The following is a 16,173-nucleotide window of genomic DNA, read 5'->3' as shown; positions in this document are numbered from 1 at the left end:
GTGCAGCGCAGCGGAGCCCCGCAGTCGCGAACGAAAGGGCGGCCCGGTGAGCGCGAGGAGTGCAGCGCAGCGGAGCCCCGCAGTCGCGAACGAAAGGGCGGCCCGGTGAGCGCGAGGAGTGCAGCGCAGCGGAGCCCCGCAGTCGCGAACGAAAGGGCGGCCCGGTGAGTGAGGCCCGGTTCTTCGTCGACGCGTGGGACCCGGCGTACGGCGCCTCGTTCGAGGCCTCGGCCGGCGGCCCGGCGGCGCCGAGCAGCGCCCAGGTCGACCCGGACGTGGAGCTGCCGGCGACCGACTGGCGGGCGATCGGGGCCCGGCGGGACGTACCCGCCCCGGCGGTGGTGCTGCTCGTCGACGGGGTGCGCCGGATCGACGCCAGCGTCTGGACGGCCGAGGACGACGGCGGGTCGTTCCCCGGCATCGCCGCCTCGTACGCTGCCGGGGTGGTCCGCTGCGACCTGGAACGCGGCGCGGCGGAGCTGGCCGGCGCCCGGGTCGGCCGGGGTCTCTTCACCGCCAGCCCGTCCGCGCAGGACGTGGTGGCCGGCCGGATCCACTACCCGGTGCACCGGGTCGGCGGCACCGGTGAGCTGAGCAAGCTCCCGGCGGCGGTGCAGGGCCCGCTGACCGCGCTGGAGGTGGCGGTCTCCGACGCCGCCCGCGTGGACGGCGACCTGCTGGTGGTGGACGGTCCGCTGCGCAGCCGCCGGCAGCTGCCGCGCACCCTGGGGTACATCAAGACCCAGCACAGCCAGTACCTGGACGCCCGGCTGACCGCGGTGGTGACCGGGCTCGCCCCGGGCCAGCGCTCCCCGGTGTTCCGGCTCGGCACCGCCTGGGGCGGCTACTCGTGGTACCTGCGGCTGCCGGTGGCCGCCGGCGCACCGTGGGCCGGCATCGTGCGGGTGGAGTGCTCGGCGGAGCTGACCCCGGCCGAGGCGATCGGCCTGGCCGACCTCTCCCTGGTCACCCTCCCCCGGTTCGCCTCCACCCCCTACAAGGACCCGCGCGCCCCGCAGAACCTCGTCCCGATCGCCGGGCTGGAGCGTCGGCTGCGCGGGCTGCTCGGCGACGCCCGGCTGCTGCACCGGGTGCTGACCGCGGCGGCCCGCGGGATCCGGCGCTGATGGGCCGCCGACGCGACGCCGACCGGGTGGTCGAGCAGGTCGACACCGGGCAGGCCGAGCTGGTGCCGGACCCGGACCGGCCGGGCTCCTGGACGGTGCTCCTCGACGGCGCCCCGCAGTCCCACGTGGACCTCACCGACCCGACCCACCTGGAGTTCGAGTACGTCCGGCGGCTGGCCGCCGCGCTGGACCTGATCGCCCCGGCCGGCGCCCCGCTGCGGGTGCTGCACCTCGGCGGCGGCGCGCTGACCCTGCCCCGGTACGTCACCGCGACCCGGCCCGGCTCGACCCAGCGGGTGTCCGAGGTGGACGGCGCCCTGGTGGAGCTGGTCCGGCGGGCGCTGCCCTGGCCCACCGATTCCCGGCTGCGGGTCCGGGTGGCCGACGCCCGGGTCACCCTGACCGCCAGTCGGGACGCCAGCTACGACGTGGTGGTCGCGGACGTCTTCGCCGGCGCCCGCACCCCGGCCCACCTGACCTCGGTGGAGTACGCCGCCGAGGTGGCCCGGGTGCTCCGGCCGGACGGCTGGTACCTGGCCAACATCGCCGACGGCCCGCCGCTGCGGCACGCCCGCGCCCAGGTCGCCACGGTCCGCTCGGTGCTGCCCCGGGCCTGCCTGGTGGGCGACGCGGCGGTGCTGCGCGGGCGGCGCTACGGCAACCTGGTGCTGGTGGCCGGCCGGGTCGAGCCGCCGGTGCCGGAGCTGACCCGGCGGGCGGCCGGCGACTGGTTCCCCGGCCGGGTGCTGGCCGGCGAGGAGCTGGACCGGTTCGCCGGCGGCGCCGGCGTGGTGCGCGACGCGGACGCCACCGCCTCCACCCCACCCCCGCCCGGAATTTTTTCCGTGCGCCGTTGATCCGCTGGGCGGGTCACTCCGTATCCACGGGCGGCCATGCCCGTGGGGGCCGGCTGATGTCATTGGACACCGGAGGTCTGCATGCATGCGGTGGCGGCCGGCTGGCACGGCGAGGTGGCGAGGCCTGAGTGGATGTTCGCCCGGGCGCAGCCGCAGTCGCGTGCGTCGAAGGCGGGCCGCGGGGTCGACGCACGCCCCGCCGATCGCCAGAATGACCCGGTGACGCCGCGACCGGCGCCCGGGCGCCACCAGGCGGCGTCCCCTGAGGCCAGTCATTCCGACCAGTTGATCCGGCTGCTCTACGCGGAGCACGCCGGTCCGCTGCTGATGTTCGTGATGCGGCTGACCGGCGGTGACCGGCAGCGGGCCGAGGACATCGTCCAGGAGACGCTGCTGCGGGCCTGGCGCAACGCGCACCGGCTCGGCACCCACGGGCAGGGGTCGCTGCGCCCCTGGCTGGTCACCGTGGCCCGGCGGATCGCCATCGACGAGCATCGCAGCGAGCAGGCGCGCCCGGCGGAGACGTACGACCGGGACCTGACCGCGTTCGCCGAGGCGGACAGCACGGACCGGGTGCTGCGCACGATGACGGTCGCCGACGCGCTGCGTACCCTGAGCCAGTCGCACCGGGAGATCCTGGTGGCGACGTACTTCCGGGGCCGTACGGTGCCGGAGGCGGCCGAGGAGCTGGGCCTTCCGCTCGGCACCGCCAAGTCGCGCGTCTACTACGCGCTGCGCGCGCTGCGCACGGCTCTGCAGGAACGGGGGGTGACGGAATGAGCCGGGCAGACCACATGGACGTGGCCGCGTACGCGCTCGGCGTGCTCGACCAGCAGGACGCCGAACGGTTCGAGGAGCACCTCGCCACCTGCTGGGCGTGCGCCGCGGAGCTGGAGACGATGGTCCCCGTGGTGGGGATGCTCGCCGGCATCGACGGCGAGACGATGACCGCGCTGGAGCAGACCCGGACGGACCCGGCCCTGCTGGACCGGACGCTGGTGGCGGTGCGGCAGCACCGCCGGCGTACCCGGTTCCGGCAGCTCCTCGCCACGGCGGCGGCCGTGGTGGTCTTCGGCGGCCTGAGCGGCGTCGGCATCGCCGGCTTCGCGGGCAGCGGGGACGACGACCGGATCCCGCAGGCCGAGCCGACCCTGACCACCCCGGTCACCGGCCCACCGTCGCCGGAGCCGACGAACTCCGGTGACGGGTTCGGGGGCCCGGACCCGGTGGATGGTGAGCAGCACGACGCCACCGACCCGGGCACCGGCGTCAAGACGACGATGTTCCTCAACTCCAAGGAGTACGGCACGCAGGTGTTCGTCCGGCTGGCCAGGCTCCCCGGGCCGCGTACCTGCCGGCTGGTGATCATCCGGAAGAACGCCACCAGCGAGGTGGTCTCGACCTGGTCGGTGCCGGGCGGCGGGTACGGCACGAACACCAACCAGGTCCCGCTGGAGCTGACCGCGTCCACCTCGGCGGTGCGCGACGACATCGCGAAGATTCAGGTGCAGTCGATCGACGTCAACGGGATCGCCAGCCCGCTGGTGACGGTGGCCGACCTCTGATCCGCCACGTCAGCGGCGCCGGGCAGCGACATCGCCCGGCGCCGCTTCGGCGTGCCCGCGCGGCGGACCCGACGTGCTCCCCTACGCACCCGCGGGCGGAACGGTTCAATCGATCCACTGTGAAATGGAGCACCTTCTCCTCTTCAACCTTGACAGCGAACCACCCGTACTACCCGGTGAACTGCCAAGAATGAGGAGGGCACGTGGCACACCTGAAGCGGACGACCGTCATCGTCGCGAGCGCGATGGTCGCACTAACGGCCTGCGCTCCCGCGGGTTACGACGGGGCGAACTCGAGCGCGGCCGAGCCGGTCGCCGTCGCCGCGGCCGAACCCACCGCGGCGGCCGAACCGGAGGCCTCCGCGACCGCGGACGCCCCCGCCCCCGAGCAGGCGCCCCCGGCGGACGTCCGGCTCACCGACCAACTGGTCGGCAAGAAGGTGCCCCGGATGGGCAACGTCGTCATGGACCAGGACGGCTGGATCCTCTACCGGTTCGACAAGGACTCCGCCGACCCGCCGTCGTCGAACTGCGTGGACAAGTGCGCGCAGGTCTGGCCGCCGGCGCTGACCGACGGCAATCCGCAGCTCCAGGGCGTCTCCGACGACAAGGCCGGCACCGTCACCCGGCAGGACGGCACCCGGCAGATCACCATCGGCGGCTGGCCGGTCTACCGCTACATCGGCGACAAGAAGCCCGGCCAGTGGAAGGGCCAGGGTGTCGGCGGCACCTGGTTCGTGGTCGACCCGAACGGCAAGAAGAACCTGACCTGCCTGCCCACCGGCACGCCGAAGGCGGTCGCCCCGCCCGCGTCCGACGACTCGGGCAGCTCCGACGGCGGCAGCTCGGGGTACTCGTACTGATCCCGCACCGCACGGACACGGTGGCCGGTCGCAGCCGGGGAGGGCGCGGCCGGCCACCGTCGTGGACCTGGACGCCGGCGTACCGGCAGCGCCCCGCGTCCCGGCGCGGCGCCGGCCCGGTCAGGGCCGGCGCCGCTCTGCCGCGTACGTGTGGTCAGCCCTTCTCCCAGGGACTGGCCACCGGGAAGTAGGTGTCCAGGAAGGGCGTGAGGATCGACAGCTGGGCGGCCAGGTCCTCCTCGGTGGAAAAGGCGTCGTTGAGACAGAAGACGTGCCGGTCCCGTCGCGCGAGCAGGTGCGCGAGGCGCGCGGGCGTGTCGGGATGGGACAGTTCGGCGATGGCGTATTCCAGCTCTCCCGCCACCGCCCGGCCCGTGTGAAACGCGTAGTAGTGGTGCAGCGACGAGGCGATCGAGATGTCCGCCACGCTGCGGAAGCGGTTGCCGGCGGTGCCGTGGTGCTCGGTCGGGAACGTCTCCTCGATCTCGTACAGCACGCTGCGCCGTAGCGCGTGGGGCATGTGCTTCATCTTCTGCGTGAGGACCGTGCCGAACCGCTGGGCGATCAGCCGCCGGTTGTTCTTGCCGGCCGCCGACGCCGGGATGTCGTCGGCCGAGGGCGACCCCGGTGGCACCAGGGCCGGCGAGGGGAAGAACTTCGTGATGCCGTTCGCCAGGAAGAAGTCCTTGGGGGTGACCTCGCATCCGAGGAAGACGTCGTCGTTGAAGTAGAGAAAGTGCTCCGACAGGCCCTCGATGTGGTGCAACTGGCTCTCGATGGCGTGCGAGTTGAACGTCGGTAGCAGGGACGGATCGCGGAAGATTTCCCGATGGCTGACCACCCGCAGGCCCGGGGCGGAAGGATCCAGCCAGGCCGGGACCTGGTCGTCGGTGACCAGGTGGACGGTACGCACCCAGGGGGCGTACGTGTGCAGCGAGCGCAACGAGTAGCGCAGCTCGTCCCGGCTGAGGAACCGGGCCGCGCTCGCCGACTCGGCGTGGTATGGCGTACCGGCCACCTCCGCGCGTCGGCGCAGCCACTCCGGGTCGGTGCCGTCCACCCAGGTGTAGACGACGTCGACCGGGAACGTCACGTCGTCGGGGCGCCGGATCGCGAACTCCGGACGGGTCCGGACCGTCGTGTGTGCGGTGGGCGGCGCGAGAGCGGTGAAGCACGCTTCGGTGGCCTGGACGGTCGGTGCGCCCGCGGGAAGCCGCTCCGCCACGAGGTTACGGCGCGGCGCTACCAGGCTGTCCTCCTGCCGGGTCCAGAACTCCACGTCGCAGCCGAACGGCAGACCGAGCACCAGCCGTCGCCGAGGGTCGGTCCAGTACCAGGTCAACCGCAGCACCGGACCGTCCCGCAGCCGCCGCCACGCCTGGGGTTCGAAGCCGGGCGTGGACGTGCCGGGCGAATCGGCGCCGCTGCCGGTCGACTGCGACACGTAGCCCGGCAGGCGGGCGCATGCCGCAGCCAGCGCGGCGAGCACCTGTTCCCGGTCCTCGGCATCCACCGCGACGACCGAGGACCGGTTGGACACGCCGCGGACGCAGAAGTAGGGGATGGCGGCTTCCTCGAGCGCGGCCGTGACGGCCGACAGGTTTGCGGCGCGCGCCTGCAACGGAGAGACGTCCGCACGGACCAGGGCGATACGGGCGCGCCGGTCGACCGTCACCACCGTCCGGTCCGCCACGGCGAGAAGTTCCGGAAAGCGACGTGCCAGCCGATCCCCTCGGACAGCCACCGGCTGGTTGTCTCCGGCGGCCCGGGCCACCCACTGTTTCAACTGGTGACGGGTCTTCGGGCTCACCCTCATCGCAATCGCCCGGCGGGCCTGCGGACTGAACACCCGCCGGTAGGTGTCGACGAACCTCGACGGCTCGGCGACGGCCCGGGGAATGTCCGACGACGCTGACCTCGACTCGCTCACCGCTGCCTTTCTCTCCTCTGCGATCGCCGCTACGGCCGGTCGACGACCACGACCGACAGCTCGCTGTCGATCGTGTAGTAGGGGCGCACCCGCAACGTCGGAGCCGGGTCCTCCTCGACCAGGTCCAGCCCGACCTCCTGGATCAGGTGGATCTCCGGGTAGTTGTACGTGCGCTTCTTGTCGACGACGTCATCGACGAACCGCCCCAGCCGGACCTCGTCGACGCCGCCTGGCTGCCGGAGGAAGACGTCCCAGTCCTCGTAGCGGCGCAGCCGGAGGTCGGTAAGCGGCTCAAGGGGCACGACGATCGTCAGCGTCCCGTCGGGCGCCGGTGTGGCCGGCACGGTGAGCGACTCCGGTCGGGCGCCCCGGCGACGGAGCACGGCGCCGTCCGGGGTCCCCGGCCCGTACCAGCTGAACGCGATCGTGACGGCGTCGCCGTCGAGGGTGATCCGGCGCACCTCCGCGTGCGCGGCGCGCACCCAGCTGCGCACCGCCAGGAAGCCGTCCGTGGTGCGGTAGGGCACGTGCGCCCGCACCCCGGACCCGGCGAGGCCGTCGTCCGGGCAGTCGGCGAGGACCCGGCTGTCGAGCCGCTGCGGCCGCACCCGGCGCCGGGCCCCCTTCCCGTCCGCCAGATAGACGTTCCACCGGCCCTCCGAAAGCGCGTCGGCGTCGAGCGTGCCGACGTGCCGGAGGCCGTCGTTCGACGGGGCGAGGGCCACCTGAACGACCTCGCGGGTGTCGCGGTTGTGCAGCACGACCGACGCGCCGGGAGAGCAGGCCGCCGCGTCGACCGACCAGCGCAGTCCGAGATCGGGCAGCACCCGGCAGTCCGCGACCGGTACGTCGGCCGGGCCTGAGACCCGCCGCCGGATCGCCTGCTGCAGCCGGGTGCTGGGTGCCCGAGCCCGCCGGATCCGGGCCAGCCGCACGAGCGCGCCCACACTCGCCCGCCGGGCGAGGTCGTTGCCCGCGATCCCGCGCAGCAGCGGATCGGCCAGCGTCCGGACCAGATCCGGCTCCCGGAACAGCTCGCCGCCCCGGGCCAGCATCGACCGGGTCAGCCCCCTCCTCGGCGTCGGGCGTCGTCCCGTCCGGCGGGGCCGGGGCGTCTCACCGCGCCGGACGGCCAGCACCTCCGCACAGCCGTCGGCGAACTGGGCAGCCAGGTGGGCTGGATCGAAGCGGGCGGAGTTGGCCAGCGCCATCTTGGCCATTCGGGCGCGCAGGTCGTCGTTCCGCATCAGCGTCCGCAGCGCGGCGGCGTACGCGTCGAGGTCGTCGCTCGGAACGAGCAGGCCGTCCTCGCCGTCGTCGATGATCTCGCGCGGACCCACGGGACAGTCGGTGCTGACGACCGGCAGGCCGAGCCGCATCGCCTCGACGATCGTCATGCCGAACGATTCGCGCTCGGAGGAAATGGCGACGATGGCGGCCTTCACCCACTCCGTCGACATGTCGTCCCGGCGGCCCATCAGCTGTACCTGGTCGTAGACGCCCAGCTCCCGGATCAGCGCGGCGAGCGCCTGCCGCTGCTCGCCGTCTCCGTAGATCCGCAGCGTCCATCCGGGGCAGTCCGCCGCCGCGCTGGCGAAGGCGATGATCAGCCGGTCGTACCGCTTGATCGGGTCGAGTCGGCCGGCCGCCACCACGATCCGGCTCCGCCCGTCCGCGGGCGGGACCCCGGGCGGTGGCGAGCTGTTGGGCAGCACCTCGATCCGGGTGCCCGGCACCGGGTTGCCGGAGCGGAACGCCGCCGCGTCCGCGCTCGTCACCGTGTACGCCAGGTCGATCCGGCGGTAGTGCCGGCTGATCTCGGCCTTCAACGCGTCGTCGATCAGGTCCTGCGTCATGTGCTCCTGGGCGACCCGCACGGCGTGCTCCGGAGCGTGCTGGGCCACCGCGAGGTTGAGGCCCGGTCGGGTGCCGACGACGACGTCCGCGTCGGTGGCGCGCAGGTAGCTGACGATCCGCTCGTCGGTCAGCCGGCTGTAGGTGAGGTGGAACTCCTCGGTCGCCGGGATCAGCGTCGAAGGTTCCCGGTGCCGCGGGTCGGTCCGGTCCGGCCGGCGCGGTCGGGTGTCGACCAGCGGCACGACGGTGATCCGCTCGTCGACGGTGAACATGGTCCGATCGAGCCGGCGGAACACGGACGCGACCTCGACCTCGTGGCCGGCCTCCACCAGCGCGGTGGCCAGGTTCAGCACGGCCCGGTTGGTGCCACCCACCCCGTAGAAGTTGTGGATGAGGAAGGAGAACTTCACCGCTGGTCCGCCGACTCGTACGGGCTGGGCACCGGGAAGTACGCCTCCAGGAACGGCTCCAGGATGGCCATCTGCTGCTGGAGCTGTGCGTACGTCGAGAAGGCGTCGTTGATGCAGAAGGTGTCCCAGTCCCGCCGGGCCTCGGCGCGCTTGAGCCGGGCGACGAGGTCCGGCACCGCGAGCTGCACGTAGCCGTAGTTGACGTGGCCGGGTAGTGCCCGCCCGGTCAGGAAGGCGTAGTAGTGGTGCAGGGAGTAGGTGATGGTGAGATCGGTGGCGCTGCGGAACCGGCTGTGCACCGTCGTGGCGTGCTCCGCGGGGAACTCGCGCTCGATCTCGGCCAGGATGCTGCGCCGCAGCGGGTAGGGCACGTGCTGGCTGCCCTGGGTCAGGGTGCGGCCGAACCTCTGCTCGATCAGCCGCCGGTTGTTCTTGATCATCGCGTCGACCGGGGTGTCCGCGCCGGTGATCGGGCCGAGCGGGATCCGGTTCTGGGACAGGAAGAACTTCGTGTTGCCGTTGGCCAGGAAGAAGGTCTGGGGCGCCAGCGGTCGGCCGAAGAACATGTCGTCGTTGAGATAGAGGAAGTGCTCGGCGAGGCCGTCGATGTTGTGCAGCTGGCTCTCGATCGCGCACGAGTTGAACGTGGGCAGCGCGCTGCGGTCGGCGAAGATGTCCTCGTGGTTGACCAGGAAGATGTTCCCCGCGCTCAGATCGAGCCAGGCCGGACGCTGCCGGTCGGTCACGATGTAGATGTTGCGGACCCAGGGCGCGTTGAGGTGCAGGGACCGCAGCGAGTACTTCAGCTCGTCCCGGTTGATGTACCGCGACTCGCTGGCGGCCTCGGCGTGGAACGCCTCGCCCTTGACGTCGGCCCGGCGACGCTGCCACTCCGCGTCCGCGCCGTCCACCCAGGTGTATACGACGTCGATCGGGAAGTCGATGTCGTCCGGGAGCAGGTGGTCGAACTCCGGCCGGGTGCGGAAGCGCGGGCCCGGCTTCGCCGCCGCGGCCAGTCGGGTGAACCGGTGATCACCGGCCTCCACCGGCACGCCGGCCATCGAGACGGCCGGCATCATCCGGTTGCGCCGGGGCGCGCGCAGCACGTCGGCCTTCCGGTCCGGCCGCCAGAATTCCACCTCGCACCCGTACGCGGCGCCGAGGACCAGCTTCACCGTCGGATCGACCCGGAACCAGGTCATCTTGAGCGCTCGGACCCGGTGCAGCTCCGCCCAGACGGCCGGGTCGGCGGCGTCCCGCAGCGCGCTCAGGATGGGCGGCTTGGGCAGCACCTGGCTGACGTAGCAGGTGCGGGCCGCACCGAGCTTCTCCAAGGCGCCGAGGGCGGCGACCCGGTCCTCTTCGCTGACGCCGACCACCGGCGTCCGGTCGTCCATGCCCCGGATGAGGAAGTAGTCGACGCCGTGCGCGTCGAGCGCCCCCGTCACCGCGGCAACGTTGAGCTGACGGCCCCGCAGCGGGGTGAGGTCGGCGTGCACGTGGGCGCGGCGGCGTCCCCCGTCCACCAGCACCTCGCGGACGTCGTGCGGCTCACCAGCCGGAGTGGACGGCGCTGGCCAGGCGGCCGGTACGGGAACCGACGGGGCCGCGAGCGTCGCCGGGCCGAGGGATGTGTCGTTCACGGTACTTCCTTCATCGACGTGAGCGACGACGTCGAGCGCGCCACCGGCATGGCGAGCAGCCCGCCGCCGGCGGAGACCGCCAGCACGACCGGTCGCTCGGTGGAATCCATCGACACGGCGTGGCTGCCGGCGACCGGCGTGGCCTCCCGCAGCCACGCGCCGCGAGCCCGGCCGTCGGGCCCCACCCAGATCACGCTCGTCGCCGAGGCGTCGTCCCTGACGGCCACCAGGACCGCGCCCGCGTCCGGGACGAACCGGGCGGCGATCGGTCCCGGCCCGCCGTGACCGCCGAGGTCGACGAGGCTGGACGGGTCCCAGACGTGGCCGTCGCCGCGGGTGCGGAGCGACACGACCGACGCCGAGTCCCGGCACCGGCAGAACAGCATCCGACCGCCGTCGGGGAGCCGCACCACGGCGGGCGGCCCCGCGGGCGCCTCGGTGGGCACCACCGAGAACTCGGCGGTGAGCTCCGCCGTGGAGACCAGCCAGCGGGCAATGCCGTTGCGTCCTGCGGAGAGCACCTCGACCGACCCGTCGTCCAGTGCCACCGCGGTCAGACCGTCCTGGGTGTCCCTGCCGCCGAGGTCCCGCCAGGGCGTCCAGGTCGAGCCGTCGTGCAGCCGCCCGCTGAGCCCCTTGCCGGCGTTCCTGACCAGCACCAGGACCCGGCCCCCGGGAAGCGGGACGGCCTGCGGCATCCCGATGTTGCGCCGCTTCGCCGGCGCACTCTGCGCGTTGGGGTTGCCAAGCGACTCCCACCGCACATCCCGGTAGTCGCCTGAGGCCGGCAGCAGGATCGTCCACAGGTCGCGGACATGCCGGTCCGGGTCGGCGGTCAGCCCCTGCCGCACGGCCAGAAGGCGCCAGCCCCCGTCCGCGTTCGGCACGGCGTCGACGTGGGGCAGCAGCTTGCGCCCCGGCACCCGCCGACTCCCGGCGAGCTCGCCGGGGCGGTCTTCCCGCCAGTGCACGACCTGTCCACCCCGCACCGCAAAGGCCGAGAGCCGGCCGTCGGCCCCGGGACCGGCCCAGGACCGCGAGCCGGGATAGCGCAGCGTGGTGCCGGATGCGTTGCCGCCGGCGATCAGATCGCCGCTGACCTTCCAGTCGCCCAGGCCGGCAGGATCTTCGCTCGGGCGGCGGTCGGCCCAGCCGTACACGTCCTTGTAACGCTGCTTGCGGGCGCGCGCCTCGGGGCTGAGGTTGGACGGCCAGCGCCGGACGTAGTAGCCACGGAACGCCTCGACCGACGTCCGGCGGCCGCCGCCGGCCGCGAACCAGCGGGTGACCGCCTCGTGGGCGAAGAGGCCGGTGGCGGTGTGGAAGCTGTGGTCGGAGTAGCCGTCGGCGTCCGCGTGCCGCGGATTCGCGCGGTTGTGGACCTGCGGGTCCGGATCCGGGTCCATCGTCCAGAGCAGCGTCGGGGCGAAGCGCTCCAGCAGCAGCACAAGCGATTCGATCAGGCTCTCCCGGGTGTAGCTGTGCTGGCCTGAGACCGGCGAGCCGAGCGGGATCATCGTCGGGTTCGACTCCGCCCGCCCGGTCCAGAGTTCGGGCAGCGACCCGGCGCCCGGGGCGGCGCCCGCCGGGGGCGAGCACCAGAGGTTGAGCGCGACCAGCCGGATGTGCGGCGCGTCGACCAGGACCGACACGTCGGCCTCCGTGCCGCCGGCCAGCGTGGTCACCTCCCGGCGCCACTTGGCGTCCGGATCACCCAGCACCATGTCGGCGTACGCGCAGCGCAGCCCGTTGTAGCGGGCGGCCGCGAAGGCCTCGAAGTCCACCAGCGCGGCGGCGTGTTCCGGGGTGCCGCCCGGCGCGTTGCGGCCGTCGGCCTCACCCGCGGTCAGGCAGACCGTGAGGTGTTCCTCGCTGCCGCGCAACTGGCTCACCAGCAGCGGATTGAGGAAGTAGAGGTCGTCGTCCTGATGTGCCATGACGGCCATCGACCGCGGTCGGCCGACGGGCATGGCGCGCTTCCGCGCACCGCGCGGCAGACGGGCGGCCCGGCGGCCGAGCGCGACCAGCGGCCCGACCCACTCGAGGCGATCAGGCATCTCGTCGCTCTCCCAGTCTGACGGAGGGTTCCGCGCCGGGCGGCGCAGAGGTTCCGCGGTCGGCGGCCCGTGGCGTGCCGATGCGGAGCGAGGGCGTGGTGGGCCCGTCCACCGCAGGGCGGACCCGGAGCGCGGGCATCGTCTGCGCGTCCACCTGCGGTCCCTGCCGGCCGACGCCGCAGGCCTGCCGCCACAACGCGGTGGCGCCGACCTTCCGTCGCTCGGCCACCAACTCCTCTGGCAGCTCGAACGGCGCGGGGAAAGGCAGGTAGCGCGGGAGGAAGTCGGCCAGCATCTTTTCCTGCTCCGCGATCGCCTGGGAATCCGAGTCGGTGTCGTTGAGGCAGAACACGTCCCGGTGCCGCCGGGCCAGGAGCTCGGCGAGGCGGGCCGGGGTCGAGGGGTGGCCGAGGTCCGCGTACTCGTAGTCGATGTCGGCGGGAACCGCCTGCGCGGTCAGGTACGCCCAGTACTGGTGCAGCGAGGACGGGATGGAGAGGTCGCCGTGGTGGCGGAACCGGTGTCGCGCCGTCGCCTCCACGTCCCCCGGCAACATGGCCTCGATCTGCTGCATGATGCTGCGCCGCAGGGCGAACGGGGTGTGCTTCATCTTCTGCGTGATGGTGACCCCGAACTGCCGCTGGATGTGCCTGCGGTTGTTCTTCCCCGCGGCCTTCACCGGCGGGTCGCTGGGCTTGGCCGCCCCCAGGCCGAACTGGGCCGGGGAGGGAAAGAACTTCGCGATTCCGTTGGCATGGAAGAAGTGGGTCGGCAGCACCGGCCGGCCCAGGAAGACATCGTCGTTGAAGTAGAGGAAGTGCTCGGCGAGGCCCTCGATGCGGTGCAACCGGGACTCGATGGCGTGCGAGTTGAACGACGACCGCCCGCCGAGGTCCGCGAAGAGCTCGGCGTGCGTGACGACGGTGACCATCGGGTGGTTCGGGTCGAGCCAGCTGGGCAGCTGGCTGTCGGTCACCAGGAAGATCCGGCGGAGCCAGGGCGCGAAGCTGTGCAGCGACCGCATCGCGTACCGCAGCTCGTCCCGGTTGTGGTAGCGGGAGGTGTTCGCCGCCACGGCGTGCAGCGTGTCGTCGGGTGAGCCGAGCGCGGCCACCTTCCGGCGCACCCACTCGGGATCCGAGCCGTCGACCCAGGTGAAGACGGCGTCGATCGGGAAGCCGACCCGGTCGGGGGCCCGCACGGTGAGGTCCCGGCGGGTGCGGTACGTGTGGTCGTCCGCCTCGGGGACGAAGTGGCTGATCAGCGCGGCCGCCACCTGGACCGGTTCGGCCCGGGCCGGCGCCTCGTCGACCACCGCGTTGTGCCGGGGCGCGCGGACGACGTCGCCCACCCGGGTCCAGAACTCGATCTCGCAGGCGAACTGGGCCCCCAGCACCACGCCCGCCCGGGCGTCCGTCACCGGGAACCACACCTGGATCACCTCGGTGGACGCCAGGTCGGGCTCGTTGCGCGCGGGCCGCACCTCGACGATGTGGACGTGCGCGCCCGACAGCGCCGGGGCGCTGCGGACCAGCCGGCGCACCTCGGCCCGCCGGTCGTCGAGCACCGCCACCGAGCTGCGCAGGTAGTCGTCGTTCCGCAGGCAGTGGTGGTCGATCCCGGCCGACTCCAGGGCGGTGGTCACCGCGGTGAGGTTGCGGTGCCACATCTCCAGCGGCGTCGCCGCGGCGACCACCTCGGCCTCCGTCCGCACGCCACCGTCGGTGACGGTGACCCGCGAGCCCAGCGGGTGCACGGTGTCGCCGCCGCTCGGCCGGGTGAGGGTCCGCACGAGGGTGAGCCGGCGGTGCCGGGGCAGCAGCTCCAGCAGCCGGTGCCGCACTCCCGGCGGCAGGCTTCGGTAGACCTTGAGCGCGATCATGAGAGCGGTCCGTCGGACGTGACGACCGCTGCTCTCCCCGCCATGTCAGGGCCCGAAGGGCGAGGCCGGCAAGGCCGGATCCGGCACGTGGACACACTCGGAGCCAGCACGCATCGCAGATCGCCCTTCTCATTACATCCCCGTTGGTCGCTTCCGGGATTCCTCTCAGCACACCGGCACAAAGGGTGTGGGAATGCTGAGGAGAACTCATCCCGGGCAACGACAGACCGAAAGGTTAGCAACGGATTCATCTCGGGGACAGGAGCTGTTCAGCTCCTTAACAGCAGCACACCGCCGGTTACGTCGCATTTGACCACCGGACCGATACTTCACCTTCGACAAGTAGGACCTTCCGGATGAGGGGCCGGTACCGGTTCGGCCGATCTCATTCGCCGTGAATCGACGAGCCGCAGGCAGCGCACCTCGGTCGACCTGGCAGAGTGTCCGGGTGACTCCTTCCGGACCCGCCGCCCGCCGGACGCTGCGCCCACCGGCCGGCTACCGACTGGCCGCCTCGGTCCGGTCGCTCACCTTCAGCCCGTACGACCCGTGCGCCCGGATCGCCGCCGGCACCTTCTGGTGGGCCACCCGCACCGCGGACGGGCCGGCCACCCTGATGCTGCGGCAGACGGCCGACGAACTGGTCGCCGAGGGGTACGGACCGGGCGCCGGCTGGGTGGTCGACCGGGCGGACGCGGTGGCCGGGCTCCGTGACGACCTCACCGGCTTCGCCGACCTCGCCGCCGCGCACCCGGTGGTCGCCCGGCTGGCCGCCCAGCACGGCGGCCTGCGGATGCCGGCCACCGGCCAGGTCTTCCCCCGGCTGCTGCGGGCCGTCTTCGAGCAGAAGGTCACCGGCAAGGAGGCCTACCGGGCGTACGCGGCCACCGTGCGGCACTTCCGCGAGCCCGCGCCGGGGCCCCTGCAGCCGCTGCTGCTGCCCCCGGAGCCGGCCGCGGTGGCCGCCAGCCCGTACTGGGTCTTCCACCCGTTCGGGGTGGAGCAGCGGCGGGCCGAGACGCTGCGCCGGGCGGCGGCCGCCGCCGACCGCCTGGAGCGCTGCGCGGACGCCGAGGAGGCCACCCGCCGGCTGACCGCGATCCCCGGCATCGGCCCGTGGACCGCCGCCGAGGTGGTGCGGATCGCGTACGGCGACCCGGACGCGGTCAGCGTCGGCGACTACCACATCCCGAACACCGTCGCCTGGGCCCTCGCGGGCGAGCCGCGCGGGGACGACGCCCGGATGCTGGCGCTGCTGGAGCCGTTCCGCGGCCACCGCGGACGGGTCTGCCTGCTGCTGGAGGCAAGCGGCGTGCACGCCCCGCGGTACGGCCCGCGCGCCCCGATCCGCTCCTTCGCCCGCTTCTGACCCCCACCGCGTCCCCGGCGGGCGGATCGGTCAGGGACGGGTGCAGAGCCGGCGGAGGGTACAGCCGAGCCACCAGGCGTACCCACGCTGGAAGGCCCGGCCGAACGGGCCGGCGGCGCGCATGAACCAGCGGTCCGGGCGGCTGAACGCGCATACCTCGAACCAGACCGCGCCGGAGTCGTCCCGGGTGACCACGAAGGCCTCCTCGCCGCGCGCCGGGTGGCCGGGCAGCGTGCCGTACCCGAAGCCGGCCCGCCGGTCGTCGTCGACGGCCCAGACCACCGCGCAGGGCGCGGCGAGCCGCAGCGGCCCGACGCCCAGGCGGGAGACGACCCGGACCCCGGGGGCGGCCCGCGGCGCGTCGGCCTCGATCCGGATGCCGGCCGCGCGGTGCAGCCGCCAGCCGAGGACCGCCGCGCCGGCGGTGGCGAACGACCCCGCGGGCAGCGCGACCCGGTGCCGGACGTGCCGCCAGCCGGACGGCAGCGGCCCCTCGCGGGTGGCACCCACGTCCGGGTAGGTCAGCTCCGGCACGGTACGCACCCCCACGGTCGAGTCGGACCCCGCCAGCGTACGGCCGGCGCGGATGGGCCGCCCGGCGCGGTCGCGGGCG

General features: G+C 73.3%; 12 protein-coding genes. 6 read left to right on the top strand and 6 right to left on the bottom strand.

Going from position 1 to position 16,173, the window contains the following annotated elements:
• Window positions 1-164 precede the first annotated feature (164 nt).
• The 5 genes from ACTWO6_RS09305 (at window position 165) to ACTWO6_RS09285 (ending at window position 4,412) form a co-directional block, all read left to right on the top strand.
• The gene (locus ACTWO6_RS09305) at window positions 165-1,127 is read left to right on the top strand and encodes a hypothetical protein (protein ID WP_446219242.1); all 963 of its coding nucleotides are present in this window, start codon (window positions 165-167) and stop codon (window positions 1,125-1,127) included.
• Entirely contained in the window at window positions 1,127-1,984 is an 858-nt protein-coding gene (locus tag ACTWO6_RS09300; protein WP_446219241.1) for a spermidine synthase, read from the top strand. Before ACTWO6_RS09305 ends, ACTWO6_RS09300 begins: the two co-directional genes overlap by 1 nt.
• An 81-nt stretch (window positions 1,985-2,065) precedes the next feature.
• Complete coding sequence (locus ACTWO6_RS09295) at window positions 2,066-2,764, top strand: sigma-70 family RNA polymerase sigma factor (RefSeq protein WP_446219240.1); 699 nt, start codon at window positions 2,066-2,068, stop codon at window positions 2,762-2,764.
• Window positions 2,761-3,549 (top strand): anti-sigma factor family protein, encoded by a 789-nt coding sequence (locus tag ACTWO6_RS09290; RefSeq protein ID WP_446219239.1) that lies wholly within the window; start codon window positions 2,761-2,763, stop codon window positions 3,547-3,549. Before ACTWO6_RS09295 ends, ACTWO6_RS09290 begins: the two co-directional genes overlap by 4 nt.
• Before the next feature lie 203 nt (window positions 3,550-3,752).
• Window positions 3,753-4,412: a COG4315 family predicted lipoprotein gene (locus ACTWO6_RS09285; RefSeq protein ID WP_446219238.1), complete on the top strand. Its 660-nt coding sequence runs from the start codon at window positions 3,753-3,755 to the stop codon at window positions 4,410-4,412.
• A 154-nt stretch (window positions 4,413-4,566) separates the two neighbouring features.
• Here the strand turns inward: ACTWO6_RS09285 and ACTWO6_RS09280 are convergent, their stop codons facing one another.
• The 5 genes from ACTWO6_RS09280 to ACTWO6_RS09260 form a co-directional block, all read right to left on the bottom strand.
• Complete coding sequence (locus ACTWO6_RS09280) at window positions 4,567-6,105, bottom strand: stealth family protein (RefSeq protein ID WP_446219237.1); 1,539 nt, start codon at window positions 6,103-6,105, stop codon at window positions 4,567-4,569.
• Window positions 6,106-6,371: 266 nt separating this feature from the next.
• On the bottom strand, window positions 6,372-8,609 hold the full coding sequence (locus ACTWO6_RS09275; RefSeq protein ID WP_446219236.1) for a glycosyltransferase family 4 protein: 2,238 nt from the start codon (window positions 8,607-8,609) through the stop codon (window positions 6,372-6,374).
• Window positions 8,606-10,252, bottom strand: a complete 1,647-nt coding sequence (locus ACTWO6_RS09270) for a stealth family protein (RefSeq protein WP_446219235.1) — start codon at window positions 10,250-10,252, stop codon at window positions 8,606-8,608. The genes ACTWO6_RS09275 and ACTWO6_RS09270 overlap by 4 nt, the downstream gene beginning before the upstream one ends.
• Entirely contained in the window at window positions 10,249-12,189 is a 1,941-nt protein-coding gene (locus ACTWO6_RS09265; protein WP_446219234.1) for a PIG-L family deacetylase, read from the bottom strand. Before ACTWO6_RS09265 ends, ACTWO6_RS09270 begins: the two co-directional genes overlap by 4 nt.
• Before the next feature lie 112 nt (window positions 12,190-12,301).
• Entirely contained in the window at window positions 12,302-14,191 is a 1,890-nt protein-coding gene (locus tag ACTWO6_RS09260; protein WP_446219233.1) for a stealth family protein, read from the bottom strand.
• Between the two features lie 448 nt (window positions 14,192-14,639).
• Between ACTWO6_RS09260 and ACTWO6_RS09255 the strand changes: the two genes are divergently transcribed.
• On the top strand, window positions 14,640-15,560 hold the full coding sequence (locus tag ACTWO6_RS09255) for a DNA-3-methyladenine glycosylase family protein (RefSeq protein ID WP_446219232.1): 921 nt from the start codon (window positions 14,640-14,642) through the stop codon (window positions 15,558-15,560).
• A 30-nt stretch (window positions 15,561-15,590) separates the two neighbouring features.
• Here ACTWO6_RS09255 and ACTWO6_RS09250 read toward each other — a convergent pair whose 3' ends face one another.
• The gene (locus tag ACTWO6_RS09250; protein WP_446219231.1) at window positions 15,591-16,094 is read right to left on the bottom strand and encodes a DUF1990 family protein; all 504 of its coding nucleotides are present in this window, start codon (window positions 16,092-16,094) and stop codon (window positions 15,591-15,593) included.
• Between the last annotated feature and the right edge of the window lie 79 nt (window positions 16,095-16,173).

It is taken from the genome of Micromonospora sp. IBHARD004 (genome assembly GCF_052814115.1).
The sequence above is the reverse complement of the archived record's forward strand: the minus strand, read 5'-3'. Positions and strand labels throughout refer to the sequence as shown.

Bases quoted from the DNA above. Each gene is read 5' to 3' on its own strand.
- ACTWO6_RS09300 (WP_446219241.1), top strand. From the start codon at position 1,127: ATGGGCCGCCGACGCGACGCCGACCGGGTGGTCGAGCAGGTCGACACC.
- ACTWO6_RS09295 (WP_446219240.1), top strand. From the start codon at position 2,066: ATGCATGCGGTGGCGGCCGGCTGGCACGGCGAGGTGGCGAGGCCTGAG.
- ACTWO6_RS09290 (WP_446219239.1), top strand. From the start codon at position 2,761: ATGAGCCGGGCAGACCACATGGACGTGGCCGCGTACGCGCTCGGCGTG.
- ACTWO6_RS09265 (WP_446219234.1), bottom strand. From the start codon at position 12,189: ATGGCACATCAGGACGACGACCTCTACTTCCTCAATCCGCTGCTGGTG.
- ACTWO6_RS09260 (WP_446219233.1), bottom strand. From the start codon at position 14,191: ATGATCGCGCTCAAGGTCTACCGAAGCCTGCCGCCGGGAGTGCGGCAC.